Origin of the sequence: Streptomyces sp. NPDC056373 (assembly GCF_042262425.1) — a bacterium.
Lineage (GTDB): Bacteria > Actinomycetota > Actinomycetes > Streptomycetales > Streptomycetaceae > Streptomyces.
In genome coordinates this window covers 449454-473129 of sequence record NZ_JBHJPX010000001.1, presented here as the reverse complement: position 1 = coordinate 473129, position 23676 = coordinate 449454, and the positions used below count along the sequence as shown (strand labels likewise).

18 protein-coding genes are annotated in these 23676 nt (G+C 71.9%); 12 read left to right on the top strand and 6 right to left on the bottom strand.

Features of this window, described 5'->3' with window-relative positions; translation table 11 throughout:
• Positions 1-161: 161 nt before the first annotated feature.
• Positions 162-470: a co-chaperone GroES gene (gene groES / locus ACFCXS_RS02145; RefSeq protein ID WP_003974211.1), complete on the top strand. Its 309-nt coding sequence runs from the start codon at positions 162-164 to the stop codon at positions 468-470.
• Positions 471-591: 121 nt separating this feature from the next.
• Entirely contained in the window at positions 592-2217 is a 1626-nt protein-coding gene (gene groL / locus ACFCXS_RS02140; protein ID WP_376641046.1) for a chaperonin GroEL, read from the top strand.
• A 72-nt stretch (positions 2218-2289) separates the two neighbouring features.
• Here the strand turns inward: groL and ACFCXS_RS02135 are convergent, their stop codons facing one another.
• The 3 genes from ACFCXS_RS02135 to ACFCXS_RS02125 all read right to left on the bottom strand — a co-directional run bounded on the left by ACFCXS_RS02135 (position 2290) and on the right by ACFCXS_RS02125 (position 4619).
• Positions 2290-2997, bottom strand: a complete 708-nt coding sequence (locus tag ACFCXS_RS02135; RefSeq protein WP_376641044.1) for an ester cyclase — start codon at positions 2995-2997, stop codon at positions 2290-2292.
• 85 nt (positions 2998-3082) lie between these two features.
• The gene (locus ACFCXS_RS02130; RefSeq protein ID WP_376641042.1) at positions 3083-3856 is read right to left on the bottom strand and encodes an SDR family NAD(P)-dependent oxidoreductase; all 774 of its coding nucleotides are present in this window, start codon (positions 3854-3856) and stop codon (positions 3083-3085) included.
• A gap of 94 nt (positions 3857-3950) precedes the next feature.
• A complete protein-coding gene (locus ACFCXS_RS02125; protein ID WP_376641041.1) occupies positions 3951-4619 on the bottom strand; it encodes an MOSC domain-containing protein in 669 nt (222 codons plus the stop codon).
• A gap of 80 nt (positions 4620-4699) precedes the next feature.
• On the opposite strand from ACFCXS_RS02125, the gene ACFCXS_RS02120 reads away from it, so the two are divergent.
• Positions 4700-5599: a LysR family transcriptional regulator gene (locus tag ACFCXS_RS02120; protein WP_376641039.1), complete on the top strand. Its 900-nt coding sequence runs from the start codon at positions 4700-4702 to the stop codon at positions 5597-5599.
• A gap of 61 nt (positions 5600-5660) precedes the next feature.
• Here ACFCXS_RS02120 and ACFCXS_RS02115 read toward each other — a convergent pair whose 3' ends face one another.
• Positions 5661-5990, bottom strand: a complete 330-nt coding sequence (locus ACFCXS_RS02115; protein ID WP_344459293.1) for a WhiB family transcriptional regulator — start codon at positions 5988-5990, stop codon at positions 5661-5663.
• Positions 5991-6370: 380 nt separating this feature from the next.
• Here ACFCXS_RS02115 and ACFCXS_RS02110 point away from each other — a divergent pair, with 380 nt between their 5' ends.
• The 4 genes from ACFCXS_RS02110 (at position 6371) to ACFCXS_RS02095 (ending at position 10939) form a co-directional block, all read left to right on the top strand.
• Complete coding sequence (locus tag ACFCXS_RS02110; RefSeq protein ID WP_003948568.1) at positions 6371-6982, top strand: response regulator transcription factor; 612 nt, start codon at positions 6371-6373, stop codon at positions 6980-6982.
• A gap of 484 nt (positions 6983-7466) precedes the next feature.
• Positions 7467-8054 (top strand): sigma-70 family RNA polymerase sigma factor, encoded by a 588-nt coding sequence (locus ACFCXS_RS02105; protein ID WP_376641036.1) that lies wholly within the window; start codon positions 7467-7469, stop codon positions 8052-8054.
• Between the two features lie 149 nt (positions 8055-8203).
• Positions 8204-9709, top strand: coding sequence for an IMP dehydrogenase (guaB, locus tag ACFCXS_RS02100; RefSeq protein ID WP_376641034.1), 1506 nt, complete (start codon positions 8204-8206; stop codon positions 9707-9709).
• Positions 9710-9814: 105 nt separating this feature from the next.
• Positions 9815-10939, top strand: a complete 1125-nt coding sequence (locus ACFCXS_RS02095) for a GuaB3 family IMP dehydrogenase-related protein (protein WP_033311552.1) — start codon at positions 9815-9817, stop codon at positions 10937-10939.
• Positions 10940-11231: 292 nt separating this feature from the next.
• Here ACFCXS_RS02095 and ACFCXS_RS02090 read toward each other — a convergent pair whose 3' ends face one another.
• A complete protein-coding gene (locus ACFCXS_RS02090; protein WP_376641032.1) occupies positions 11232-12440 on the bottom strand; it encodes a nucleotide sugar dehydrogenase in 1209 nt (402 codons plus the stop codon).
• A 269-nt stretch (positions 12441-12709) separates the two neighbouring features.
• Between ACFCXS_RS02090 and ACFCXS_RS02085 the strand changes: the two genes are divergently transcribed.
• On the top strand, positions 12710-14416 hold the full coding sequence (locus ACFCXS_RS02085; protein ID WP_376641030.1) for a glycerol-3-phosphate dehydrogenase/oxidase: 1707 nt from the start codon (positions 12710-12712) through the stop codon (positions 14414-14416).
• 90 nt (positions 14417-14506) lie between these two features.
• Here ACFCXS_RS02085 and ACFCXS_RS02080 read toward each other — a convergent pair whose 3' ends face one another.
• Complete coding sequence (locus tag ACFCXS_RS02080; RefSeq protein WP_376641028.1) at positions 14507-15550, bottom strand: serine hydrolase domain-containing protein; 1044 nt, start codon at positions 15548-15550, stop codon at positions 14507-14509.
• Positions 15551-15721: 171 nt separating this feature from the next.
• Here ACFCXS_RS02080 and ACFCXS_RS02075 point away from each other — a divergent pair, with 171 nt between their 5' ends.
• The 4 genes from ACFCXS_RS02075 to ACFCXS_RS02060 all read left to right on the top strand — a co-directional run bounded on the left by ACFCXS_RS02075 (position 15722) and on the right by ACFCXS_RS02060 (position 23629).
• A complete protein-coding gene (locus tag ACFCXS_RS02075) occupies positions 15722-17827 on the top strand; it encodes a serine/threonine-protein kinase (protein ID WP_376641026.1) in 2106 nt (701 codons plus the stop codon).
• A gap of 154 nt (positions 17828-17981) precedes the next feature.
• Positions 17982-20504, top strand: coding sequence for a protein kinase (locus tag ACFCXS_RS02070; RefSeq protein ID WP_376641024.1), 2523 nt, complete (start codon positions 17982-17984; stop codon positions 20502-20504).
• A gap of 167 nt (positions 20505-20671) precedes the next feature.
• On the top strand, positions 20672-22387 hold the full coding sequence (locus ACFCXS_RS02065; protein ID WP_376641022.1) for a serine/threonine-protein kinase: 1716 nt from the start codon (positions 20672-20674) through the stop codon (positions 22385-22387).
• Between the two features lie 69 nt (positions 22388-22456).
• A complete protein-coding gene (locus tag ACFCXS_RS02060; protein WP_376641020.1) occupies positions 22457-23629 on the top strand; it encodes a serine/threonine-protein kinase in 1173 nt (390 codons plus the stop codon).
• Positions 23630-23676 lie beyond the last annotated feature (47 nt).

Sequence of the window (23676 nt, the reverse complement as noted above, 5' to 3'; positions counted from 1 at the left end):
TTGACCGAGTGCTAATCACAGTCATAGTCTCGGCTCTGGCACTCCCCATTGGAGAGTGCCAACACAGCGACGGGCAGGTCCGGCACCCGCGACGACGGATCCACCTGGTCGCCACCTCAGACAGTTAACCCCGTGAGATCTCCGAAGGGGGAGGTCGGATCGTGACGACCACCAGCTCCAAGGTTGCCATCAAGCCGCTCGAGGACCGCATTGTGGTCCAGCCGCTCGACGCCGAGCAGACCACCGCCTCTGGCCTGGTCATCCCGGACACCGCCAAGGAGAAGCCCCAGGAGGGCGTCGTCCTGGCCGTGGGCCCGGGCCGCTTCGAGGACGGCAACCGTCTTCCGCTCGACGTCTCCGTCGGCGACGTCGTGCTCTACAGCAAGTACGGCGGCACCGAGGTGAAGTACAACGGCGAGGAGTACCTCGTCCTCTCGGCTCGCGACGTGCTCGCGATCGTCGAGAAGTAATTCACCCCGCTTTACCAGCTTTGCAGTGAACTGCGCCCCTGGCCCCCGCGACCGTATGAAGCCGGGCGTCGGGGGCGCGGTTCGTTTCACCCACATTTTCCGAGAGGGCTGAACCGCTCCCATGGCGAAGATCCTGAAGTTCGACGAGGACGCCCGTCGCGCCCTCGAGCGCGGCGTCAACAAGCTTGCCGACACGGTCAAGGTGACGATCGGCCCCAAGGGTCGCAACGTCGTCATCGACAAGAAGTTCGGCGCTCCCACCATCACCAACGACGGTGTGACCATCGCCCGCGAGGTCGAGGTCGAGGACCCGTACGAGAACCTCGGTGCCCAGCTGGTGAAGGAGGTGGCGACCAAGACCAACGACATCGCGGGTGACGGTACGACCACCGCCACCGTGCTCGCCCAGGCGCTCGTGCGCGAGGGCCTGAAGAACGTCGCCGCCGGTGCCTCCCCGGCCGCCCTGAAGAAGGGCATCGACGCCGCCGTCGCCGCCGTCTCCGAGGACCTGCTCGCCACGGCCCGCCCGATCGACGAGAAGTCCGACATCGCCGCCGTCGCCGCGCTGTCCGCCCAGGACCAGCAGGTCGGCGAGCTCATCGCCGAGGCGATGGACAAGGTCGGCAAGGACGGTGTCATCACCGTCGAGGAGTCCAACACCTTCGGCCTGGAGCTGGACTTCACCGAGGGCATGGCCTTCGACAAGGGCTACCTGTCGCCGTACTTCGTGACGGACCAGGAGCGCATGGAAGCCGTCCTGGACGACCCGTACATCCTCATCACGCAGGGCAAGATCTCCGCCATCGCGGACCTCCTGCCGCTGCTGGAGAAGGTCATCCAGTCCAACGCCTCCAAGCCGCTGCTGATCATCGCCGAGGACGTCGACGGCGAGGCGCTGTCCACCCTCGTCGTGAACAAGATCCGCGGCACCTTCAACGCCGTCGCCGTGAAGGCCCCCGGCTTCGGCGACCGCCGCAAGGCGATGCTGCAGGACCTGGCCGTCCTCACCGGCGCCACGGTCGTCTCCGAGGAGGTCGGCCTCAAGCTCGACCAGGTCGGTCTGGACGTCCTCGGCTCCGCCCGCCGCATCACCGTCACCAAGGACGACACCACGGTCGTCGACGGCGCCGGCAACAAGGACGACGTGCAGGGCCGCGTCGCCCAGATCAAGGCCGAGATCGAGTCCACCGACTCCGACTGGGACCGCGAGAAGCTCCAGGAGCGCCTCGCGAAGCTGGCCGGCGGCGTGTGCGTCATCCGCGTGGGTGCCGCCACCGAGGTCGAGCTCAAGGAGCGCAAGCACCGTCTGGAGGACGCCATCTCCGCGACCCGCGCCGCGGTCGAGGAGGGCATCGTCTCCGGTGGTGGCTCCGCGCTCGTCCACGCCGTGAAGGTCCTCGAGGACAACCTCGGCAAGACCGGCGACGAGGCCACGGGTGTCGCGGTCGTCCGCCGCGCCGCCGTCGAGCCGCTGCGCTGGATCGCCGAGAACGCCGGCCTGGAGGGTTACGTCATCACCTCCAAGGTCGCCGAGCTCGAGAAGGGCCAGGGCTTCAACGCCGCCACCGGCGAGTACGGCGACCTCGTCAAGGCCGGCGTCATCGACCCGGTCAAGGTCACCCGCTCCGCCCTGGAGAACGCCGCCTCCATCGCCTCCCTCCTCCTCACGACCGAGACCCTGGTCGTCGAGAAGAAGGAAGAGGAGGAGCCGGCCGCCGCCGGCCACGGCCACGGCCACGCCCACTGAGGCACCGGCCTCGTAGCAGAGGCCCCCGTTCCGCCCAGGCGGAACGGGGGCCTCTGCCGTAGGTCCCGCCGGTCACAGCTCCAGCGGATCGAGCACCCCGAGCTGCTGCATCAGCCCCAGCCGGTCGTACTGCCACCAGCCCTCGGCGATCTTCCCGTCCGCAGTGCAGCGGTGGACGGTCGTCCCGGTCATGGTGACGTCCTTCCCGGTCGGCGCAATCCCGAGGAAGTCGCCCTGGTGGTGCCCCTTCCAGGACCAACGGGTGCACACCCGGTCGCCCTGCGCCAGCTGGTCCTCGACGGTGAACGAGAAGTCGAACCCGCCCCGCCACACCTCCACCTCGCGCCGGAGCGCGTCCAGCCCGATGACGTCCTGCACGTTGGCGGGATCGTGGTCGTGGTAGTCCTCGACGAACACGTCGTTGAACGGCGGCGCGTCCCCCCGGCCCGGCGCGAGCTCGAAGAACCTGCGCGCGGTGGCCGCGTACAGCTGCTCGTCCCGCACCACGTCCAGGTCCGTGAAGGTCGGCGTCTCCTCGCAGAGCGCCACCATGTCCTGGAAGATCCGGTCGGTCTCCGGCAGCCCGGAGTTGCGCATCGCCTCCTCGTACGACGGGAACTCCACGATCTCCACGATGTGCGAGGCATCGGCCCGATCCGTCGCCACGACACTGTGCGACGCGGTCCGCTTCCCCTTGGTCTGCTCGACCCACCGGTCCATCAGCCGGTTCATCTCGTCGAGCCGGCTGGTCCTGCATTCGATGAGCTGTACGAAGGTCATGGCCTCGCCTCCGGCCCCCCTGGGTCCGGCTGAACAGCTTCATTGTCCCAACCGGAGCCGCCCGTCGCCTCTCGGTCCAAGGCTCCTACTGCGGCCCGTACTTCCGCCCCGTCCTGGAGGAGACGGCCCCGAGCATCCCCCGCGGCACCAGCTTCGCCGCGCCCATCAGCGCCTTGTAGCGCGGATCCGGGACGGACAGCGTCTTGCCGCGCGCCAGATCGTGCAGCGCCGCCGCCACCAGCTTGTCCGCGTCGAGCCACATCCAGCCCGGGATGTTGTCGGTGCCCATCCCGGCCCGGTCGTGGAACTCGGTGCGCACGAAACCCGGGCAGAGCGCCATCAGGCGTACGCCGCTGCCGGCCAGGTCGCGCGCCGCGCCCTGCGTGAACTGCACGACCCAGGCCTTGGAGGCGCCGTAGGTGCCCCGGGGGACGAAGGCGGCCACCGACGCCACGTTGACCACGCCGCCCCGGCCCCGCTCGCGCATCGCCCCGGTCGCCGCCGACGTCAGCCGCAGCACCGCCTCGCAGTGCACCTTCAGCATCCGCAGTTCGTCCGCCATGGAGACGTCGAGATAGCGGCCCTTGTTGCCGAACCCGGCGTTGTTGATCAGCAGGTCGACGGGGTTCCTGCGGTCGCCGAGCCGTGCGGCCACCGCCTCGATGCCCTTGTCCTCGGCCAGGTCGGCCGTCAGCACCTCGGCCTCGATGCCGTGCCGGTCGTGCAGCTCGGTCGCCTGTTCCCGAAGCCGCTTGGTGTCGCGGGCCACCAGCACCAGGTTGTGCCCGTCCGCCGCCAGTCGCCGCGCGAACGCGGCCCCGATGCCTGCCGTCGATCCCGTAATCAGAGCCGTTGTCATGGCAGAAGGTTAGTGACCCGGACTGAGTGCATCCGCTTCCCCCGGGGGCCGTCCGTGGTGAAGGGTCGGTGGAGACAGGCGTGGTGAGCTGCCGTCAGCTGCCGTACTTCTCCTGGTACTCGCGGGCCGTCCGCAGCACCTCCGGGTGCAGTGCCTCGCCCGCGGCCACCAGCCGCGGCAGCAGCTCCCGCTCGGTCGTCACCGCCCGGAACTGCAGGGCCACGGTCACGTCGTGGCCGGGCCGGTGCACGATCTCGACGGCATCGCCCGCGCGGATCTCCCCGGACTCGATCACCCGCAGATACGCCCCCGGCGCCCCCCGCTGCGTGAACCGCTTCACCCAGCCCTTCTCGTCCAGATGGCCCTGGAACGTACGGCACGGGATCCGTCCCGAGGTGATCTCCAGCACCACCTCGGGGCCGATGCGCCAGCGCTCGCCGATCAGGGCACCGGACACGTCCAGCCCGCGGGTCGTGAGGTTCTCGCCGAACGCGCCGTCGGGCAGCGTCCGGCCCAGCTCGCGCTCCCACGCGTCCATGTCCTCGCGGGCCATGGCGTACACCGCCTGGTCGTCGCCGCCGTGGTGCTCCAGCTTGCACACCGCGTCCCCGGCGAGACCGCTCCCGCCGACGCCCTTGGGCCCGGGCGCGGACACCCGCACCGGCCCGTCCACCGGCCGCTTGTCGATCCCGGTCACGCCCCCGGGGCCGTCCGCGTACGGCACGGCCTCGGCACGGCCCAGATTCACAGACAGAAGCTTCATGCACCGCACGGTAAGCGACCGCCCCCAAAGCGTCGACGCATTATTCGCAAAGTCATCAAAGGGTCGCTTATCCTCGAAGAGTGATCGAAGCTCGCCATCTCCGCGTCCTGCGCGCCGTCGCGACCACCGGCTCCTTCTCCGCCGCGGGCCGCGAGCTGGGCTGCACCCAGCCCGCCGTCAGCCAGCAGATGAAGGCCCTGGAAACGTCCGTCGGCACGCCGCTGCTGATCCGCACCGGACGCGAGATGCGCCTGACCCAGGCCGGCGAGGCCCTGGTGCGGCACGCCGCCGGGATCCTCGCCGGGCTCACGGCGGCGGAGGAGGAGGTTGCCGCCATCGCCGGGCTGCGCGCCGGACGGGTCCGGCTCGTCTCCTTCCCCAGCGGCAGCTCCACCCTCGTCCCCACGGCCCTGGCCGCACTGCGCGCCGCGCACCCCGGCACCCGTGTCTCCCTGGAGGAGGCCGAGCCGCCCGCCTCCGTGGGCCTGCTGCGCGAGGGCGACTGCGACGTGGCACTCGCCTTCCGCTACGAGGGGGCGGTAGGGGCTGAGGAGTGGGACGACCTCGTCGTACGACCGCTGCTGTCGGACCGGCTCGTCGCGCTCGTGCCGGAGCGCCACCGGCTCGCGGGCGCCCGGTCCGTCGCGATCGGCGAGCTCGCCGAGGAGCCGTGGATCGCGGGCTGCCCGCGCTGCCGCGGACAGCTGGTCGAGGTGTGCTCGGCGGCCGGCTTCGCCCCGCGCATCGACTTCGCGACCGACGACTACCCCGCGGTCGTCGGTCTCGTCGGGGCCGGCCTGGGCGTGGCCGTCCTTCCCCAGCTGGCCGTCGAGTCGGTCCGGCCCCGGGGCGTGCGCGCCGTGCGGCTGGAACCGGCGGTGCGGCGGGAGATCGTCGCGCTCACCCTGCCCGACCTCGCACAGGTCCCGGCCGTGGCGGCGACACTCGACCAGCTGGCCCGGGCCGCCCGTCGCCAGTAGCGGCCCACTCGCGTCAAAACCAACGGCACGCGTGCGCGTGCCTGCGTGCAGAAACGTTCCTTCAGGTGTTCGAGGCGGTGTGCCCGCCCGGTGCCGATGCCGACACCAGCCGGTTGCGCGCCCGCCCCATCAGCTCTTCGCGCTCGTCCTCGGTCAGCCCGCCCCACACGCCGTACGGCTCACGCACCGCCAGGGCGTGAGCGGCGCACTCCGCGCGTACCGGGCACCTCATGCAGACCTCCTTGGCCGAGTTCTCACGAGCGCTCCTCGCCGCACCGCGCTCACCCTCCGGATGGAAGAAGAGCGAGCTGTCCACCCCGCGACAGGCAGCCAGCAGCTGCCAGTCCCACAGGTCCGCGTTCGGTCCGGGAAGGCGGGAGAAATCTGCCATTACGTGACCCCTTGCAGCCGTTTTGTCCGGATCCGGTGTCTACGACCGTACAACTACGATCTAAGGAGATGAAAATATGACTCATTGCGAATCTAGCTCCAGACACTGGCAAAGCGGAAGAAATAGGTCTGAATGGGGCATAGCTTGTGATGAAAGTTCGAGGGTCTGCTGTGCATATCTCCAACGTGTCCGCCCCCTCACGTAGAGTGCCGAAGAGGGCAGCCGCCCCCGTAACTCTTTCGGGTGACCGTCGTTGAGAGTGCGAGGCGGTTGAAGGAACAAGTGCTCGGACCTGCGTCCGAGACGGTCGACCGCACAGGTGACGATTTCGTACCAGCCTGGAGGCTCAAGGTGACGTGCATCAGCTGCGGAGGGCGGTCATGACTTCCGTCCTCGTCTGCGACGACTCCCCGCTTGCCCGAGAGGCGCTCCGTCGTGCGGTGGCGACCGTGCCCGGCGTAGAGCGCGTGACGACGGCGGCCAACGGCGAGGAAGTCCTCCGCCGCTGGGGGGCCGACCGCTCGGACCTGATTCTGATGGACGTACGCATGCCCGGACTGGGCGGCGTCGAGACGGTCCGGCGGCTGCTGTCCGCCGACCCCGGTGCGCGCATCATCATGCTCACCGTCGCCGAGGACCTGGACGGCGTGGCCCTCGCGGTCGCCGCCGGTGCCCGCGGCTACCTGCACAAGGACGCCTCCCGCGCGGAACTGCGCGCGACGGTGACCCAGGCCCTGGCCGACCCGACCTGGCGGCTCGCCCCGCGCCGGCTGCGCTCGGCCGAGATGGGCGCGGCGCCCACGCTCACGGCGCGTGAGATCCAGGTCCTCGAAGGCATGAGCCATGGCCGCTCGAACGCCGAGATCGGCCGCGAGCTGTTCCTCTCCGAGGACACCGTCAAGACCCACGCCCGGCGCCTGTTCAAGAAGCTCGGCGCCTCGGACCGGGCCCACGCCGTGGCGCTCGGCTTCCGGTGGGGTCTGGTGCGCTAGGGCCTGTTGTTCGGATCACGCCCGTCCCTCGGATCGGGCCGGCTCCGAGGCGGGGGCTCCGGCCCCTGCCGGTGAGCGGGGGCATGCGGATGCCCCCGCGGGAGCCGCGACCGCGCATGCCGGAGTCGGCCGCCGACGACAGTTCCGTCGGGGGCCCGTCCCTGCCCGAGCGGGGTCGAGAGCCCGGGAGGGCACAGTCGGGGGCCCACGCCCCCGGGCTGATTCGAACGGCAGGTCCCAGCGGTGGTCGTGAGGGCACGGAAAGCCAGGTGGGCGCGGGTGGGCCGGGGGTCCGCCGGAGGCCCGCTGCTCGTTTCGCCGCGGATGCCGCATCCTTGAGGGTGTGGAGTTCCTCGGGGACGAGTCGGTCGAGCGGAAGGGGAGGGCGCAGGGGATGAGTGCCGGCGCACCTGCTCATAACGCTTCGGTGCACAACAACGGGCGCGGTGCCGCGGACCCTGCGGCCGCAAGGCACCATGGACCGATGCGCGACGACGAGGCGGCCCATGTCCAGGGCGCGATCGGTGCGCTCGTCCACCGCGCCGTCGACGGGGACGAGCAGGCCACGCACGACCTGCTCGCCCATGTCCACCCGCTGGCCCTGCGCTACTGCCGCACCCGTCTGTCCCGTCTGCCGGGCGACGCCCGGCACTTCGTGGAGGACCTCGCCCAGGAGGTCTGCGTGGCGGTGCTCCTCGCACTGCCCCGCTACCGGGACACCGGCCGCCCCTTCGAGGCGTTCGTCTTCGCCATCGCCGCCCACAAGGTCGCCGACCTGCAGCGCGCGGCTATGCGCCACCCCGGCTCCACGGCCGTCCCCTCCGACGAGATGCCCGAGCGTCCCGACGACTCCCTGGGTCCGGAGGAGCGCGCCCTGCTCAGCAGCGACGCGGAATGGGCCAAGAAACTGCTGGCCAACCTCCCCGAGAACCAGCGAGAGCTGCTGCTGCTGCGGATCGCGGTGGGACTCACGGCCGAGGAGACCGGCCAGATGTTGGGAATGTCACCCGGCGCGGTCCGGGTGGCTCAGCACAGGGCGCTGAGCCGACTGCGGGCGCTGGCCGAGCAGTAGGCCCTCAGCGGCCCTTCGTTGAACAGGCGGTGCGCCGCTTCCGTACGAACATACGAAGCCCGGTGCGGGCCGGATCCGTGGAATGAGACAGCCGCGCTTCCCGTTAGCATGGACATCCGCACCGATCAAGGCCATTTGGGGAAGGTGTCATGACTGCCAACGTCGACGGAGTGCCCGGAAAATTCGCGACACTCGGGCTGACCTACGACGACGTGCTGCTGCTGCCGGGCGCATCCGAGGTGCTCCCCAACGCGGTCGACACCTCGTCCCGCATCTCCCGCAACGTCCGGGTGAACATCCCGCTGCTGTCCGCGGCGATGGACAAGGTGACCGAGTCCCGCATGGCGATCGCGATGGCCCGCCAGGGCGGCGTCGGCGTGCTGCACCGCAACCTCTCCGTCGAGGACCAGGTCAACCAGGTCGACCTGGTCAAGCGCTCCGAGTCCGGCATGGTCACCGACCCGATCACGGTGCACCCCGACGCGACGCTGGCCGAGGCCGACGCCCTGTGCGCCAAGTTCCGCATCAGCGGCGTCCCCGTCACCGACGGCAACAAGAAGCTGCTCGGCATCGTCACCAACCGCGACATGGCCTTCGAGTCGGACCGTACGCGTCAGGTGCGCGAGGTCATGACCCCGATGCCGCTGGTCACCGGCAAGGTCGGCATCTCCGGCGCGGACGCCATGGAGCTGCTGCGCCGCCACAAGATCGAGAAGCTTCCCCTGGTCGACGACGCGGGTGTCCTCAAGGGCCTCATCACGGTCAAGGACTTCGTCAAGGCCGAGCAGTACCCCAACGCGGCGAAGGACTCCGAGGGCCGGCTGCTCGTCGGCGCGGCCGTGGGCGCCAGCCCCGAGGCCCTGGAGCGCGCCCAGGCGCTCGCCGCCGCCGGTGTGGACTTCCTGGTCGTCGACACCTCGCACGGCCACAACAGCAACGCGCTCAGCTGGATGGCGAAGATCAAGTCGAGCGTCGGCGTCGACGTGATCGGCGGCAACGTCGCCACCCGTGACGGCGCCCAGGCGCTGATCGACGCCGGTGTCGACGGCATCAAGGTCGGCGTCGGCCCCGGCTCCATCTGCACCACCCGCGTGGTCGCCGGCATCGGCGTCCCGCAGGTCACCGCCATCTACGAGGCGTCCCTCGCGGCCCGCCCGGCCGGCATCCCGCTGATCGGCGACGGCGGCCTGCAGTACTCCGGCGACATCGGCAAGGCCCTGGCCGCCGGCGCCGACACCGTGATGCTGGGCAGCCTCCTCGCCGGGTGTGAGGAGTCCCCGGGCGAGCTGCAGTTCATCAACGGCAAGCAGTTCAAGTCGTACCGCGGCATGGGCTCGCTCGGTGCGATGCAGTCCCGCGGCCAGGCCAGGTCGTACTCCAAGGACCGCTACTTCCAGGCCGAGGTCGGCTCCGACGACAAGCTCGTGCCCGAGGGCATCGAGGGCCAGGTGCCCTACCGCGGCCCGCTGGCCAACGTCCTGCACCAGCTCGTCGGCGGCCTGCGCCAGACCATGGGCTACGTGGGCGCCGCCTCCATCGAGGAGATGGAGACCAAGGGCCGCTTCGTCCGGATCACCTCCGCGGGCCTCAAGGAGAGCCACCCGCACGACATCCAGATGACGGTCGAGGCACCGAACTACAGCCGCAGCAAGTAGCGGCCCGGCCTTCCGAGGGCGGCCCCGGGGCATCCGGGGCCGCCCTCGTCGTGCCCGTCGGCGATACTGGAAGACGCTGCAACGCATCAGGGAAAGGCCACAGACGTGACTGAGATCGAGATCGGGCGCGGCAAGCGCGGCCGCCGGGCGTACGCATTCGACGACATCGCCGTCGTCCCCAGCCGCCGTACCCGGGACCCGAAGGAGGTCTCGATCGCCTGGCAGATCGACGCCTACCGCTTCGAGCTGCCCTTCCTGGCCGCCCCCATGGACTCGGTCGTCTCCCCGGCCACGGCCATCCGCATCGGCGAGCTCGGCGGCCTCGGCGTGCTGAACCTCGAGGGCCTGTGGACGCGCTACGAGGACCCGCAGCCGCTGCTCGACGAGATCACCGGCCTGGACGCGGAGACCGCGACCCGCCGTCTGCAGGAGATCTACGCGGCTCCCATCAAGGAGGAGCTGATCGGGCAGCGCATCAAGGAGGTGCGCGACTCCGGCGTCGTCACCGCCGCCGCGCTCTCCCCGCAGCGCACCGCCCAGTTCTCCAAGGCGGTCGTGGACGCGGGCGTGGACATCTTCGTCATCCGCGGTACGACGGTCTCCGCGGAGCACGTCTCCGGCGCGCACGAGCCGCTGAACCTGAAGCAGTTCATCTACGAGCTGGACGTCCCGGTGATCGTCGGCGGCTGCGCCACGTACACGGCGGCCCTGCACCTGATGCGCACCGGCGCGGCCGGTGTGCTGGTCGGCTTCGGCGGCGGCGCGGCGCACACCACGCGCAACGTCCTCGGCATCCAGGTCCCGATGGCCACGGCGGTAGCGGACGTGGCCGCCGCCCGCCGTGACTACATGGACGAGTCCGGCGGCCGGTACGTGCACGTGATCGCGGACGGCGGTGTCGGCTGGTCCGGCGACCTGCCCAAGGCGATCGCCTGCGGTGCGGACTCCGTGATGATGGGCTCCCCGCTGGCCCGCGCGACCGACGGCCCGGGTAAGGGGCACCACTGGGGCATGGAGGCGGTGAACGAGGAGCTGCCGCGTGGCAAGAAGGTCGCCCTCGGCACGGTCGGCACCCTGGAGGAGATCCTCACGGGCCCGTCCCACACCCCCGACGGCTCGATGAACCTCTTCGGCGCCCTGCGCCGCGCCATGTCCACGACCGGCTACAGCGAGCTCAAGGAGTTCCAGCGCGTCGAGGTGACGGTGGCGGACTCGCAGCACCGGCGGTAGTCCGCTCCGATTGAAAGGGCCTGGTCACTCGGGGGAGTGGCCGGGCCCTTTTGTGTGCCCAAGTGGGCGTGAAGGGGCGCGTGGATGGTGCAGTGCCGGAGGAGGTGGATCTTGCGAATTTTCGGATGGTGAGCGGCCGCCCCCACGAGAACTAGGGGCGGGCACTCCCTGATCCATCCAGGAGCCTGCCGCAGTGACCGCTGCGGTGGGCTCCACCTGTGTCCGTAAGGTACCCGCGCCGCGTGCCTCATGCCACCAGTTGCCTGGGCTCACGCACCCCGCGCACCCCCCTTCACAACCGATGCGCCGCCCCCATGGGCGCTGCCCCCCGCGTGTCCAGCAGGAGCTGGGCCTTCACCGACAGGCCCTGGAGGTCGTACGTGCGGTGCTGCTGGAGGAGGATGGTCAGGTCCGCGTCGGCCGCTGCCTCGTAGAGGGAGTCCACGCGGGGCACCGGGTGGTCGAGGACGCTCCAGGCCGGGACGTAGGGGTCGTGGTAGCTGACCGCCGCGCCCAGTTCCCGCAGCCGCAGGGCGATCTCGCGGGCCGGGGTGCCCTCGAGGTCGGCGAGGTCGGGCTTGTAGGTGACCCCGAGGAGGAGCACGCGTGCGCCCCGGGCGGACTTGCCGTGTTCGTTGAGGAGGGTCGCGGCGCGCTGGACGACGTAGCCCGGCATGCGGTCGTTGACCTGCCGGGCCAGTTCCACCATGCGCAGTCCGCGGCCTCCGGGGGCGGTCATGTCCTGGGGGGCGGAGTGGCCGCCGACGCCGGGGCCCGGGCGGAAGGCGTGGAAGCCGAACGGCTTGGTCTCCGCGCAGCGGACGACGTCCCAGAGGTCGACGCCCAGGTCGTTGCAGAGGACGGCCATCTCGTTCACGAGGGCGATGTTCACGTGCCGGTAGTTGGTCTCCAGCAGGTGCACCGTCTCCGCCTCGCGCAGCCCACGCGCGCGTACCACCTTGTCGGTCAGCCGCCCGTAGAAGGCGGCGGCCGACTCGGTGCAGGCCGGGGTGAGACCGCCGATGACCTTGGGAGTGGTGGCCGGCGTGACGTCGCGGTTGCCGGGGTCGACGCGGCTGGGGGAGTACGCGAGGTGGAAGTCGCGGCCCGCACGCAGCCCGGAGCCCTCTTCGAGGAGCGGACGCAGGATTTTCTCCGTCGTCCCCGGGTACACCGGTGACTCCAGGATCACCGTGGTGTGCGGGCGCAGGTGGCCGGCCAGGGTGCGGGCGGCCGCTTCCAGCTGGCTCAGGTCGAGCCCGCCGTCCGCTCCGGGCGGGGTCGGCGCGCAGACGACCGCGGTGCGTACCCTGCCGAGCTCGGCCGGGTCGGTGGCCGGCCGGAAGCCCCCCGAGAGCATCCGGCGCAGTTCGGCGGGGCTCAGCGAGCCCGTCTCCGGGCCGGTCCGGTAGCCGAGGGTGGGGATGCCGGCGGCGACGGCGGCCTGGGCCAGCGGCAGGCCGTACGGGCCGAGTCCGATGACGGCGAGATCTGCGGGCATGGCGGCCGTCCTTCCCGGTAGCCGAAGTGGGACAGGTGCGCAAGCCCTGTGGACAGGACGGGCGAGCGCAATGTCAGACTAGGAGTAAATATGACCGATATGCGGGATTGCGCGGCCGAGTTTCGGTGAGTGTTCCGTGTGCGTTGTCCACAGGCTGCGGGCCCGTGGTGGCTGAAGTCGGGCAACCCGGTCAGAATCTGGGCAGGGGGATACGGACGGGGCCGCGTCCGACGGGTGCGGCCGGTGCGACCGATGAGCGGGAGGCAGCGGTGAGGACAGCGACACTCGGACCGACGCAGCGCGTCGAGTCACTCGCATCCATGGCCGAGCGCGAGCTGGACGTGCTGGTCGTGGGTGCAGGCGTGGTGGGCGCGGGAACCGCGCTCGATGCAGCGACCCGGGGCCTGTCCACAGGTCTGGTCGAGGCGCGTGACTGGGCGTCCGGCACCTCCAGCCGGTCCAGCAAGCTCATCCACGGCGGCCTGCGCTATCTGGAGATGCTCGACTTCGCACTCGTCCGCGAGGCCCTGAAGGAGCGCGGCCTGCTGCTGGAGCGGCTCGCCCCGCATCTGGTGAAGCCCGTGCCGTTCCTGTACCCGTTGCAGCACAAGGGCTGGGAGCGGCTGTACGCGGGTTCGGGCGTCGCCATGTACGACGCCATGTCCATGGCCCGGGGGCACGGCCGGGGCCTGCCGATGCACCGCCACCTGACCCGTTCTCACGCCCTGCGCGTGGCTCCCTGCTTGAAGAAGGACGCGCTGGTCGGGGCGCTTCAGTACTACGACGCGCAGATGGACGACGCCCGCTACGTGACGAACCTCGTGCGTACGGCGGTGGCCTACGGCGCGAAGGCCGCGAACCGCGCCCGGGTGACGGGTTTCCTGCGCGAGGGCGAGCGGGTCGTCGGAGCGAGGGTGCAGGACGTCGAAGGCGGCGGCGAGTACGAGATCCGGGCCAAGCAGGTCGTCAACGCCACCGGCGTCTGGACTGACGACACCCAGGCGATGGTCGGGGAGCGGGGCCAGTTCCACGTCCGGGCGTCCAAGGGCATCCACCTGGTCGTGCCGCGCGACCGGATCCACTCCACGAGCGGGCTGATCCTGCGCACGGAGAAGTCCGTGCTGTTCGTCATCCCCTGGGGCCGGCACTGGATCGTCGGCACCACGGACACCGACTGGGACCTCGACAAGGCCCACCCGGCGGCGTCCAGCGCGGACATCGACTACCTGCTGGACCATGTGAACTCGGTGCTGGCGGTCCCGCTCACCAGGGACGACGTCCAGGGCGTGTACGCGGGCCTGCGACCGCTGCTCGCGGGGGAGTCGGACGCCACCAGCAAGCTGTCGCGCGAGCACACCGTGGCGCACCCGGTGCCCGGGCTGGTCGTCGTGGCGGGCGGCAAGTACACGACGTACCGGGTCATGGCCAAGGACGCGGTGGACGCGGCGGTGCACGGGCTCGACATGCGCGTCGCCGACTGCGTCACGGAGGACGTGCCGCTGCTGGGCGCCGAGGGCTACCGGGCACTGTGGAACGCGCGGGCCCGGATCGCCGCCCGGACCGGACTGCACGTGGTGCGGGTCGAGCACCTGCTGAACCGCTACGGGACGTTGACCGAGGAGCTGCTCCAGCTCATCGCCGAGGACCCGTCGCTGGGCGAGCCACTGGCCGCGGCCGACGACTATCTGCGCGCCGAGATCGTGTACGCGGCCTCCCATGAGGGGGCCCGGCATCTGGACGACGTGCTGACCCGGCGGACGCGCATCTCGATCGAGACCTTCGACCGGGGCGCCCGCAGCGCACGGGACGCCGCCGAGCTGATGGCACCCGTGCTGGGCTGGGACAAGGGCCAGATCGAGCGCGAGGTCGAGCACTACCAGAAGCGGGTGGAGGCCGAGCGGGAGTCGCAGCGGCAGCCGGACGACCTGACGGCGGACGCGGCACGGCTGGGGGCGCCGGACATCGTGCCGTTGTAGACCGGCCGTCGCAGATCGACGGCGGGGCTCCTGCGGATGTCACTCGAACGGGTGGCGGGAAGCGGGATCTTCGTTCGGGGACGGGTCGTTCTACGAGGTGCGGGGGCAGAACTCGGCCGCGAGTACCGCGGGTTCGAGACCGGGATCGGCTATCGCGTCCGTGTTCACGCGGAAGGTGAGGACACGTCGGCCGCCGACGGTGGCTGCGCTGCGCACGTAGCTGCCGGATATGTGCCCGTTGTGTCCCCACACCGTCGTGCCGCACGGAAGCTTCTCGGGGAAGAGCCCCATGCCGTACGCGCCGTGTGCGGCACGGGTGTCGAGCATCTCGCGCAGCCAGTGCGGGGGCAGCAGCCGACCGCCGAGCAGGGCCCCGTAGAAGCGGTCGAGGTCGGCGAGCGTGGTCACCAGCTCACCCGCGGCTCCGGCCACCCGAGGGTCGAGTTCGGTGACGTCGGTTCCGTCGGCGGCGTAGGCGTGGCCGTGCGGGGAGGGCAGCGAGGAGCGGGATCCGGGGAAGGAGGTGCCCGTCAGACGCAGGGGAGTGATGATGCCGCGCTCGGCCTCGGTGGCGTACGAGTGGCCGGTGACCTGCCCGATGACCAGGCCGAGCAGGACGTAGTTGGTGTTCGAGTACGAGAAGCGGCCGCGTTCGGCCGGAGGGTGGGTGAGAGCGAGGTTCAGGGCCTGACGGGGTGTGACGGGCGCGGTCCCGCCGGTGTCCTTGGTGTAGTCGCGCAGGCCGCTGGTGTGGGTGAGCAGGGAGCGCAGGGTCAGCGCGCGGCCGTCGTTGCCGGCTCCCCGCACCAGGCCGGGCAGGTGCTGCTCCACCGTGTCGGACAGTGACAGCCGGTGCTCGGCGGCCAGTTGCAGCACGACCGTCGCGATGAACGTCTTCGTGATGCTGCCGGCGCGGAAGTGGTCCGACCGGGCGATTCCCGAACCGGCGGCGGCATAGCGGGCGGTGGTGCCCTCATGCGCCAGCAGGGCCGCGGCCGGGGCCCTGCCCTGGGTCACCAGCAGGGGCAGCACCGCGTCCGTGGGCGGCATCGAGAGGGCCGACGAGTCGGCCGGGGGCAGACCGAACAGGGCGGCGGCCACCGGCAGGGCCAGCAATGTCCGAATCGGTGGCATACGGGCTCCTCCCAGGTCAGAGCCCATCATGCAAGGCGGCGTGGGGCCTGCCGCGCCCGGGTTCGCCGGGGGCGGGGCCGCCGGTGTCCACCAGGGGGCCCCTGGGCGCCGGGCACTTGCCGGGTGAGAGACAATGGAGGCTCTGTCAGGGCGGGTTGTATGAGGGGACGCATGTCGGAGGCGGAGCGGGCGGGCACATCTCGTCAGGACACTCGTCAGGACAACAGGGAGCGTCTCCTCGCGGGGCGCTACCGGCTGGGCAAGGTGCTCGGCCGCGGCGGCATGGGCACGGTGTGGCGGGCCCAGGACGAGACCCTCGGGCGGACGGTCGCCGTCAAGGAGCTGCGGTTCCCGTCGAACATCGACGAGGAGGAGAAGCGGCGGCTGATCACGCGGACGCTGCGCGAGGCCAAGGCGATCGCGCGGATCCGCAACAACAGCGCCGTGACGGTCTTCGACGTGGTCCAGGAGGACGACCGGCCCTGGATCGTCATGGAACTCGTCGAGGGCAAGTCGCTCGCCGAGGTCATCCGGGAGGACGGTCTCCTCGACCCGAAGCGTGCCGCGGAGGTCGGTCTCGCCGTCCTCGACGTGCTGCGGTCCGCCCACCGCGAGGGCATCCTGCACCGCGACGTGAAGCCGTCGAACGTGCTGATCGCCGAGGACGGCCGGGTCGTGCTCACCGACTTCGGCATCGCCCAGGTCGAGGGCGACCCGTCCATCACCTCGACCGGCATGCTCGTCGGCGCACCCTCCTACATCTCCCCGGAGCGGGCGCGTGGGCACAAGCCGGGCCCGGCGGCCGACCTGTGGTCGCTCGGCGGGCTGCTCTACGCGGCGGTGGAGGGCGCGCCGCCGTACGACAAGGGGTCGGCCATAGCGACTCTCACGGCCGTGATGACCGAGCCGCTGGAGGAGCCGAAGAACGCCGGTCCGCTGACGGACGTCATCCACGGGCTGCTCACCAAGGACGCCGCGCAGCGGCTCGACGACGCGGGCGCCCGGGCGATGCTGAACTCGGTGCTGCACGCGCCGGCAACTGCCGAGCCGGAGCCGATGGACGCGACGAAGGTCGTGCCGCTGCCCGCGCAGCCGGACCGGTCCTCGCGCAAGGGGAGTTCGGCGGGCGCGGGGAGCAAGCGCGGCGAGGAAGCCGGGGAGCGGCTGCGCGGGGCACTGCGTTCCGTGCGCAAGGCCGCGGCGGGATCCGCGGCCGTGGGATCGACGGCCGCTTCCGCCAAGTCGGCTTCCGCCAAGTCCGGCTCGGCGGGGTCCGGTGCCGACGAGGCCGCTTCCGGGGCGGCGGGTACGGCCTCCTCCGCGTCGGACAGCGGTGCCGGGCGGGCCGGCGCCGCGAGTGCGTCCGTGGCGCCCTCGGGCTCGGCCGCGTCCGCCGCCGCTGCGGGCGCCGGTGAGCAGGGTGCGCCGGAGTCGAAGACGGCTTCCGGAGGCCGGAGTTCAGGATGGCCCGTGGTGCCGCCGCCGGACCTGCCGCCGAGGCCGGTCCCCCGGGCGCCGCTCACCGACGTGGTGCCGCGGCGGACCCTGATGATCATCGTGGTGCTCGTGGTGCTCGCCGTGATCGGCGTCGTGCTCGCCATCGCGCTCAGCGGTGACGACAAGGGCTCGGAGGGGGCCTCCGGCAAGAGCGGCGGCAAGACCGTCGCCACGGCGTCGGACAGCGCGGACAGCAAGGGCGCGGACACCAAGGGCGACGCGAGCGACGGCACGCGCACGGACGGCACGGAGAGCCAGGCGGCGCCGTCCGGAGCCGCCTCGGACAGCAAGCCGGACGGCAAGGCGAGCGGTTCGCCGGACGAGGGCGGCACCGGCGGGAAGGGCACCGCCGCGGAGTCGACTCACCAGGGCAACCAGGGGTACTCGATCGGTCTGCCGAAGGGCTGGAAGTTCGGGTCCACGGGCGCGGCGGGCGACCGCTTCACCGGCCCCGGCGGGCAGAAGCTGCTCATCGCCTGGACGTCCACGCCCAAGGGCGACCCGGTGGCGGACTGGAAGAACCAGGAGCGCTACATGGTGCGCGCTCAGTACAGGAAGATCCGCATAGAGAAGGTGGACTACCGCGGCTGGAACGCGGCCGACTGGGAGTTCACCTACAGCGACGGCGGCACCAAGTACCGGACGATCGACCGGGGTTTCGTGGTCGACGACCGGCAGGGGTACGCGCTGATGTACACGGCGAAGGCGTCCGACTGGGACGGCGCGCTGCGCAAGGAGACGTGGCGGACCCTGACGAAGACGTTCGAACCCAAGTCCTGAGTATGAGGCCCCGGGGGTTTGGGGAGTGAGATCTGGTCATCCCGCCGTTGCGGGTTGCCTGCGGCACGTATCGTAAATATTTGCGGACCGTGCGCAGTCGGAGCGGGCCGTGGGGCGAACGGATGTGACCGACCGGGCTGCCGGGGGAGGCAACGTGGACGACTACGCGGGTCGGGTGCTGGCCGACCGCTACCGCCTGCCGCTGCCTCCGTCCGACGAGTACGAACTCACCGAGACCCGGGCCTTCGACACCTACAGCGGACAGGAAGTCCTGGTCCGGCAGATCCCGTTGCCCGAGGTGGTCGAGGCCGAGGTGCTCGACGCGGAGGGGCTGCCCGACGGTTTCACGGCCCGGGACGGCGGCGCGCGGCGGCCCGGCGGACGCGGTGGCACCCGGCGGCCCGCGGACCCGGTGGTGCGACGCGCGGTGGAGGCGGCGCAGGCAGCCGCGGCCATTCCCGACCACCCCCGCCTCGACCAGGTCTTCGACGTGTTCGCCGAAGGCGGCTCGCTGTGGATCGTCAGTGAGCTGGTGGCCGCGCGGCCGCTGGCGGCGCTGCTCGCCGAGAAACCGCTGACGCCGTACCGGGCGGCCGAGGTGGCCTCCGACGTGCTGATGGCCCTTCGGGTCCTGCATGCGCACGGCTGGGTGCACCGGAACATCACCGCGCGGACGGTGCTCGTCTGCGACGACGGCCGGGTGATGCTGACCGGGCTCGCGGTGGGTGCCGCCGAGGAGGCCCTGTGCGGATACGACCCGGTTCCGGACCCGGCCTTCGAGGAGTCCGGTCAGCCGTCGGGGCAGGAGGGCGGCGGGGCCGGGCCGGTCCGCGGCGCCGGCGCTCCCGGAGGTTCGGGGCCGGCCGGTGGCATCGGGGGCGCGGGTGATCCCGAGGCCGCGCGGCGCGCTGCCATAGAGGCCCGGGAAGCCAGGGGGCTGCCCTCGGCAGGAGGTGACTCCGCGAGCGGTGCACCGGTGGTGCCCGCGCGCGGACCGGTGGAGGGCGGCGGCGACCCACGAGCGGCGCGTGCCGGGGCGATCGCGGCCTACCGGGCGGGTGCCCGGGCCGCCGCACGGGTGCAGGAGGTTCAGCAGGGCGGGCGGGCAGCCCTGCCCGGTGCCCGGCCCGCCCCGGACGGCGACGCGGCTTCCTACGGCAGCGGATCGTCGCAGCCGCCGTACATCCCCGGGCAGGGCACGGCCCCTGGCGCCGTACCGCCGGGGCGGATCGCGGACCCCTACGGCGTGAGCGGCGGTCCACGGCCGGCCGCTTGGCATGGCGCCACGCCTCGCGGCACGACCGGTGGCGCTCCGGCGCCGCGCGGGGCGGAGCATGCGGCGCTCCCACCGGCCCCCGGGACCGCGGCCCAGGGCGAGTCCACCCGGTGGGACGACCTGGTAGCCGACACCCACGCCCCCCGGCGCGGTCCGGCCACGGCGCTGGCCGCCGAACGGGCGCGGCAGGCGCGGATGGCCGTGGTCGGGCCGGTGACCGAGCGCTGGGCGCCGGAGCAGGCCGGACCCGTGCACGAGAACTGGCAGTTGGCGGCGCCGATCGGCCCCGCGACCGACCTGTGGGCGCTCGGCGCGCTGCTCTTCAGGGCCGTACAGGGGCATGCGCCCTACCCGGAGGAGTCGACGGCCGAGCTGGTGCAGATGGTGTGCGCGGAACCGCCGGCTTACGCCGAGGAGTGCGGGCCGCTGCGGCCGGTCGTGGAGTCGCTGCTGCGCCAGGACCCCACCGAGCGCCTCGACTTCGAGGAAGTGCGGGGCTGGCTGCGCTCGCTGGTGCGCTCGGCGCCCGAGCCGGAGGCCGGGGTGCACGTCGTCCCGGCGCCGCCCGTGGACGCCCGCCGGCTGCCCGTCGTACGGCGCCGGGGGGAGCTGGTGCGCCGGCGCAAGGCAGGGCTGCCCGCGCATCACGGGCGGCACAAGCGGGCCAGGAAGGAGTCCGGTTCGCCGCGCCGCCTCGGCCGCACCCTGCTCCTGCTGGTCCTGCTCGCGATGGCCGCGGCGATCGCCTACGCCATGCTCTTCATGCCCAAGTCGGACAGTGAGGGCGCGGACGGCACGGACCGCACCGGTGCCGCCGGTGAGGTGAGTCAGGCGCCCGAGCCGGACGCCAGCAGCGAGCCGCGGCCCGAGCAGACCTCGCCCGAGCCGGGGAAGAGCCCCTCGTCGTCGGCCGGTACCACCGAGACGCAGACCACCGGGCCCGATGCCGGCGACGGTTTCACCCTGCGCAAGGACCCCGCGGGCTTCCAGGTCGCCGTCGCCAAGGGCTGGGGCCGCGCCGTGCGGGGCGGCAGCGGCCAGGTCGTCTACTCCAAGGGCGATTTCGAGCTCATCGTCGTACCGGGCCGGGACAGCGCGTCCGAGCACGGCCGGGATCCGATGGCCTACCAGAGGGAGAAGGAGCCGGAGTTGCAGCCGTACCGCGACTCCAGCTGGGCCACCTCCACCGGGCTGAAGACGATAGAGGTGGGCGGACGGACCATGGCCGAGGGGCAGTTCACCTGGACCGGCGGCGACGGCGGCGAGCTGTACGTCCGCAACCTCGCGATGCTGGTCGGGGGGCGCTACCACGTGGTCCAGGTGCGCGGCCCGGAGGCCGAACGGGACGAGGTGACCCGGCTCTACGAGCAGGCGGCGGCGACGTACAAGGCGACGAAGTGAGCGACCGGCGCGCCGCCTGTACGCCGCAGTTCACACTCTGGTTGCCTCCTGTCCCGGCAGGCGACAACCGTCACAGTGCGGTCACCGTGGTACCCCGCTTGTTCCCTGGGTGAGGGCGGGTCCTTACGCTGACCCTGTCAAGACCATTGCGGGGCAACGTGAATCAGATGCAGGGCCTGCTCGTCGCGGGCCGCTACCGGCTGGCCGAATCCATCGGCAGTGGCGGCATGGGCCGGGTCTGGCGTGCGCATGACGAGGTGCTGCACCGGGCGGTCGCCATCAAGGAGTTGACCGCCGCCCTCTACGTCTCCGAGAGCGAGCAGGCGATCCTGCTGGCGCGCACCCGGGCCGAGGCCAGGGCAGCCGCGCGGATCAACCACTCCGCGGTCGTCACGGTGCACGACGTGCTGGAACACGACGGCCGCCCCTGGATCGTGATGGAACTGGTCGAGGGCCGTTCCCTGGCCGACGCGGTCAAGGAGGAGGGGCGCGTCGAGCCGCGCGAGGCGGCGCGCATCGGCCTGTGGGTGCTGCGGGCCCTGCGCGCCGCGCACACCGCGGGCGTCCTGCACCGCGACATCAAGCCGGGCAACGTCCTGCTCGGCAGCGACCGGCGCGTGCTGCTCACGGACTTCGGCATCGCCCAGATCGAGGGCGACACGACCATCACCCGCACCGGAGAGGTCGTCGGCTCGGTCGACTACCTGGCGCCCGAGCGGGTGCGCGGCCACGACCCCGGCCCCTCCTCCGACCTGTGGGCACTCGGCGCGACGCTCTACACGGCCGTGGAGGGCCGCTCGCCCTTCCGCCGCACCACACCGCTCACCACCATGCAGGCCGTGGTCGAGGAGGAGGCCGCCGAGCTCCGGCACGCCGGTCCGCTCGCCCCCGTCATCACCGCCCTGCTGCGCAAGGATCCGGCCACCCGGCCCGACGTGCCCGAGGCCGAGCAGATGCTCGCCGAGGCGGCGGAGGGGCGGCGGCCGAACGGGGCGCAGGCGTACGTGCCGACGCAGTACGCGGGGACGACGCCGTACCGCGACCACCACAGCGGAACGGGCACGGCCACCGGCGGTACGGCCACCGGCACGACCGGCACGGGCTCGATCGGCACCGGCTCGGGGTCGCACACCGGGACGCCGCTCCCGCCCCTGGCCGGCAACCCGGCCGGGGGCACGTCCACGGCCGGAACTCCGCCCTACGGCCCCACCGTGGTCGGCCCCGCGGCGGGACAGCAGCCGACCGGTCCGGGCAGGCGCCGCCGGCTGCGCACCCTGGCCCTGGTGGTCGCGCTCGCGGCCATCATCGGCGGGGGCACGGCCGTGGTGCTCCAGCAGTGGAACGGACCGCAGCAGGGCGACGGATCCGGCTCGACGACGTCCACGAGCACGCAGGCGGCCGGCGGATCGGTTCCGGACAGCTGGATCCGCTACGAGGATCCCGTGGGGTTCAGCCTCTACCTGCCCAAGGGCTGGAAGCGCAAGCCCTTCGGCCCGCAGGGCGAGCTCAAGCAGATCGACTACTCGCCGGACGGCGGCCGGCACTTCGTCCGCATCGCCATCGACACCTCACCGGACTTCGCCGACGCCCGCTCCCACCAGGAGGACCTCGAGCAGCAGGTCCGGAGGCTGGTGAACTACAAGCGGGTGACCATGGAGGACAACACCTACCGGGACCGCAAGGGCTCGCTGTGGGAGTACACCTGGACGGCGCTGGCCAAGGATCCCCCCTACGTCGCCGGCCCGCGCCACGCCATCGAGGAGACGTACTTCTCGCGGGACGGCGTCGAGTACGCGATCTACATGTCCTCACCGCAAGAGGACTGGGCGAGGACGAGCAAGCAGTTCAAGTGGGTACTGCAGGGGTGGCAACAGCCCCGGTAGGCACACCGGCGTGCCGGGCGGCGACCGGATTTCGTGGGCGCCGTCGCCGTCTGCGGCATGATGGGGCGCATGGGGACCGAGGGAGCCGACTTCCGTGTGGTCGCGGGGCGTTATCGCCTGGAGGCAAGGCTCGGTCGCGGCGGCATGGCAGTGGTCTGGCGGGCGACCGACCAGCTCCTCGGCCGGAGCGTGGCCGTCAAGGAGCTCCCCTACGACGAGACGCTCTCCGCGGCGCAGGCGCGCCGGCAGCGGGACCGCACGTTGCGTGAGGCCCGGGCCGTGGCCCAGCTGAGCCACCCGCACATCATCGTCGTCCACGACGTCGTCGAGGACGGTGAACGTCCCTACATCGTCATGGAGCTGATCGAGGGCGGCTCCCTCGCCGACCGGCTCGCCCACCAGGGCCCGGTCGACGCCGCCGAAGCGGCCCGCATCGGCATCGCCCTGCTCGGCGCGCTGGGCGTCGCGCACGCGGCCGGGGTGCTGCACCGCGACCTCAAGCCGGACAACGTGCTGCTGGAGACCGGCACCGACCGCGTCGTCCTCACCGACTTCGGCATCGCCCAGGTCGCGGGCACCCCCACGCTCACCGAGAACGGAGCCTTCGTCGGCTCGCCCGAATACACCGCGCCGGAGCGGATGTCGGGGGTCAGGACCGGGCCCGAGTCCGACCTGTGGTCACTGGGCGCGCTGCTGTGTGCGGCCCTCAGCGGGGAGTCGCCGTTCCACCGCGACTCGCTGGGCGGCGTCCTGCACGCCGTCGTCGTGGGCGACATCCAGCCGCCCGCCCAGGCCGGACCGCTCCTGCCCGTCGTACGCGGTCTGCTGGAGCGCGATCCCGACCGGCGGCTGGACGCGGGCCGGGCCGAGCGGATGCTCCGGGCCTTCCGTGACACGGGCCGTATGCCGCCGATGCCGCCACCCGGATACGCGCCGACGGTGGGGGCCGCACCGCGCAGACGACCGCCGGATCTCCCCGTCCGGCAGCCCCCCGTGCCGCCGGTGGACCCGCGCGGTCCGCAGCAGCCGGAGGAACCCTTCCTCCGGCAGCCCGCGCGGCGCGCCCTCATCGCGGCGCTGCTGGTCGCGGCGATGGCGGGAGCCGGGGTGTCCGCGGCGGCGCTGCTCAGGGACGGGAGCGACGGGGACGTCGGCCCCGTCCCGACGAGCAGCGCACCGGCCACGCCGAAGACCCCGGCGACCCGGCAGGCCTCCCCGAGCACGTCCGCTCCCACCCCGTGACCGCCGGATCCGTACCGCACAGGCCCCCACGGTGCCGCAGCACACGT

Bases quoted from the DNA above. Each gene is read 5' to 3' on its own strand.
- groL (WP_376641046.1), top strand. From the start codon at position 592: ATGGCGAAGATCCTGAAGTTCGACGAGGACGCCCGTCGCGCCCTCGAG.
- ACFCXS_RS02135 (WP_376641044.1), bottom strand. From the start codon at position 2,997: ATGACCTTCGTACAGCTCATCGAATGCAGGACCAGCCGGCTCGACGAG.
- ACFCXS_RS02130 (WP_376641042.1), bottom strand. From the start codon at position 3,856: ATGACAACGGCTCTGATTACGGGATCGACGGCAGGCATCGGGGCCGCG.
- ACFCXS_RS02125 (WP_376641041.1), bottom strand. From the start codon at position 4,619: ATGAAGCTTCTGTCTGTGAATCTGGGCCGTGCCGAGGCCGTGCCGTAC.
- ACFCXS_RS02115 (WP_344459293.1), bottom strand. From the start codon at position 5,990: ATGGCAGATTTCTCCCGCCTTCCCGGACCGAACGCGGACCTGTGGGAC.
- ACFCXS_RS02110 (WP_003948568.1), top strand. From the start codon at position 6,371: ATGACTTCCGTCCTCGTCTGCGACGACTCCCCGCTTGCCCGAGAGGCG.
- ACFCXS_RS02105 (WP_376641036.1), top strand. From the start codon at position 7,467: ATGCGCGACGACGAGGCGGCCCATGTCCAGGGCGCGATCGGTGCGCTC.
- guaB (WP_376641034.1), top strand. From the start codon at position 8,204: ATGACTGCCAACGTCGACGGAGTGCCCGGAAAATTCGCGACACTCGGG.
- ACFCXS_RS02090 (WP_376641032.1), bottom strand. From the start codon at position 12,440: ATGCCCGCAGATCTCGCCGTCATCGGACTCGGCCCGTACGGCCTGCCG.
- ACFCXS_RS02080 (WP_376641028.1), bottom strand. From the start codon at position 15,550: ATGCCACCGATTCGGACATTGCTGGCCCTGCCGGTGGCCGCCGCCCTG.
- ACFCXS_RS02075 (WP_376641026.1), top strand. From the start codon at position 15,722: ATGTCGGAGGCGGAGCGGGCGGGCACATCTCGTCAGGACACTCGTCAG.
- ACFCXS_RS02065 (WP_376641022.1), top strand. From the start codon at position 20,672: ATGCAGGGCCTGCTCGTCGCGGGCCGCTACCGGCTGGCCGAATCCATC.
- ACFCXS_RS02060 (WP_376641020.1), top strand. From the start codon at position 22,457: ATGGGGACCGAGGGAGCCGACTTCCGTGTGGTCGCGGGGCGTTATCGC.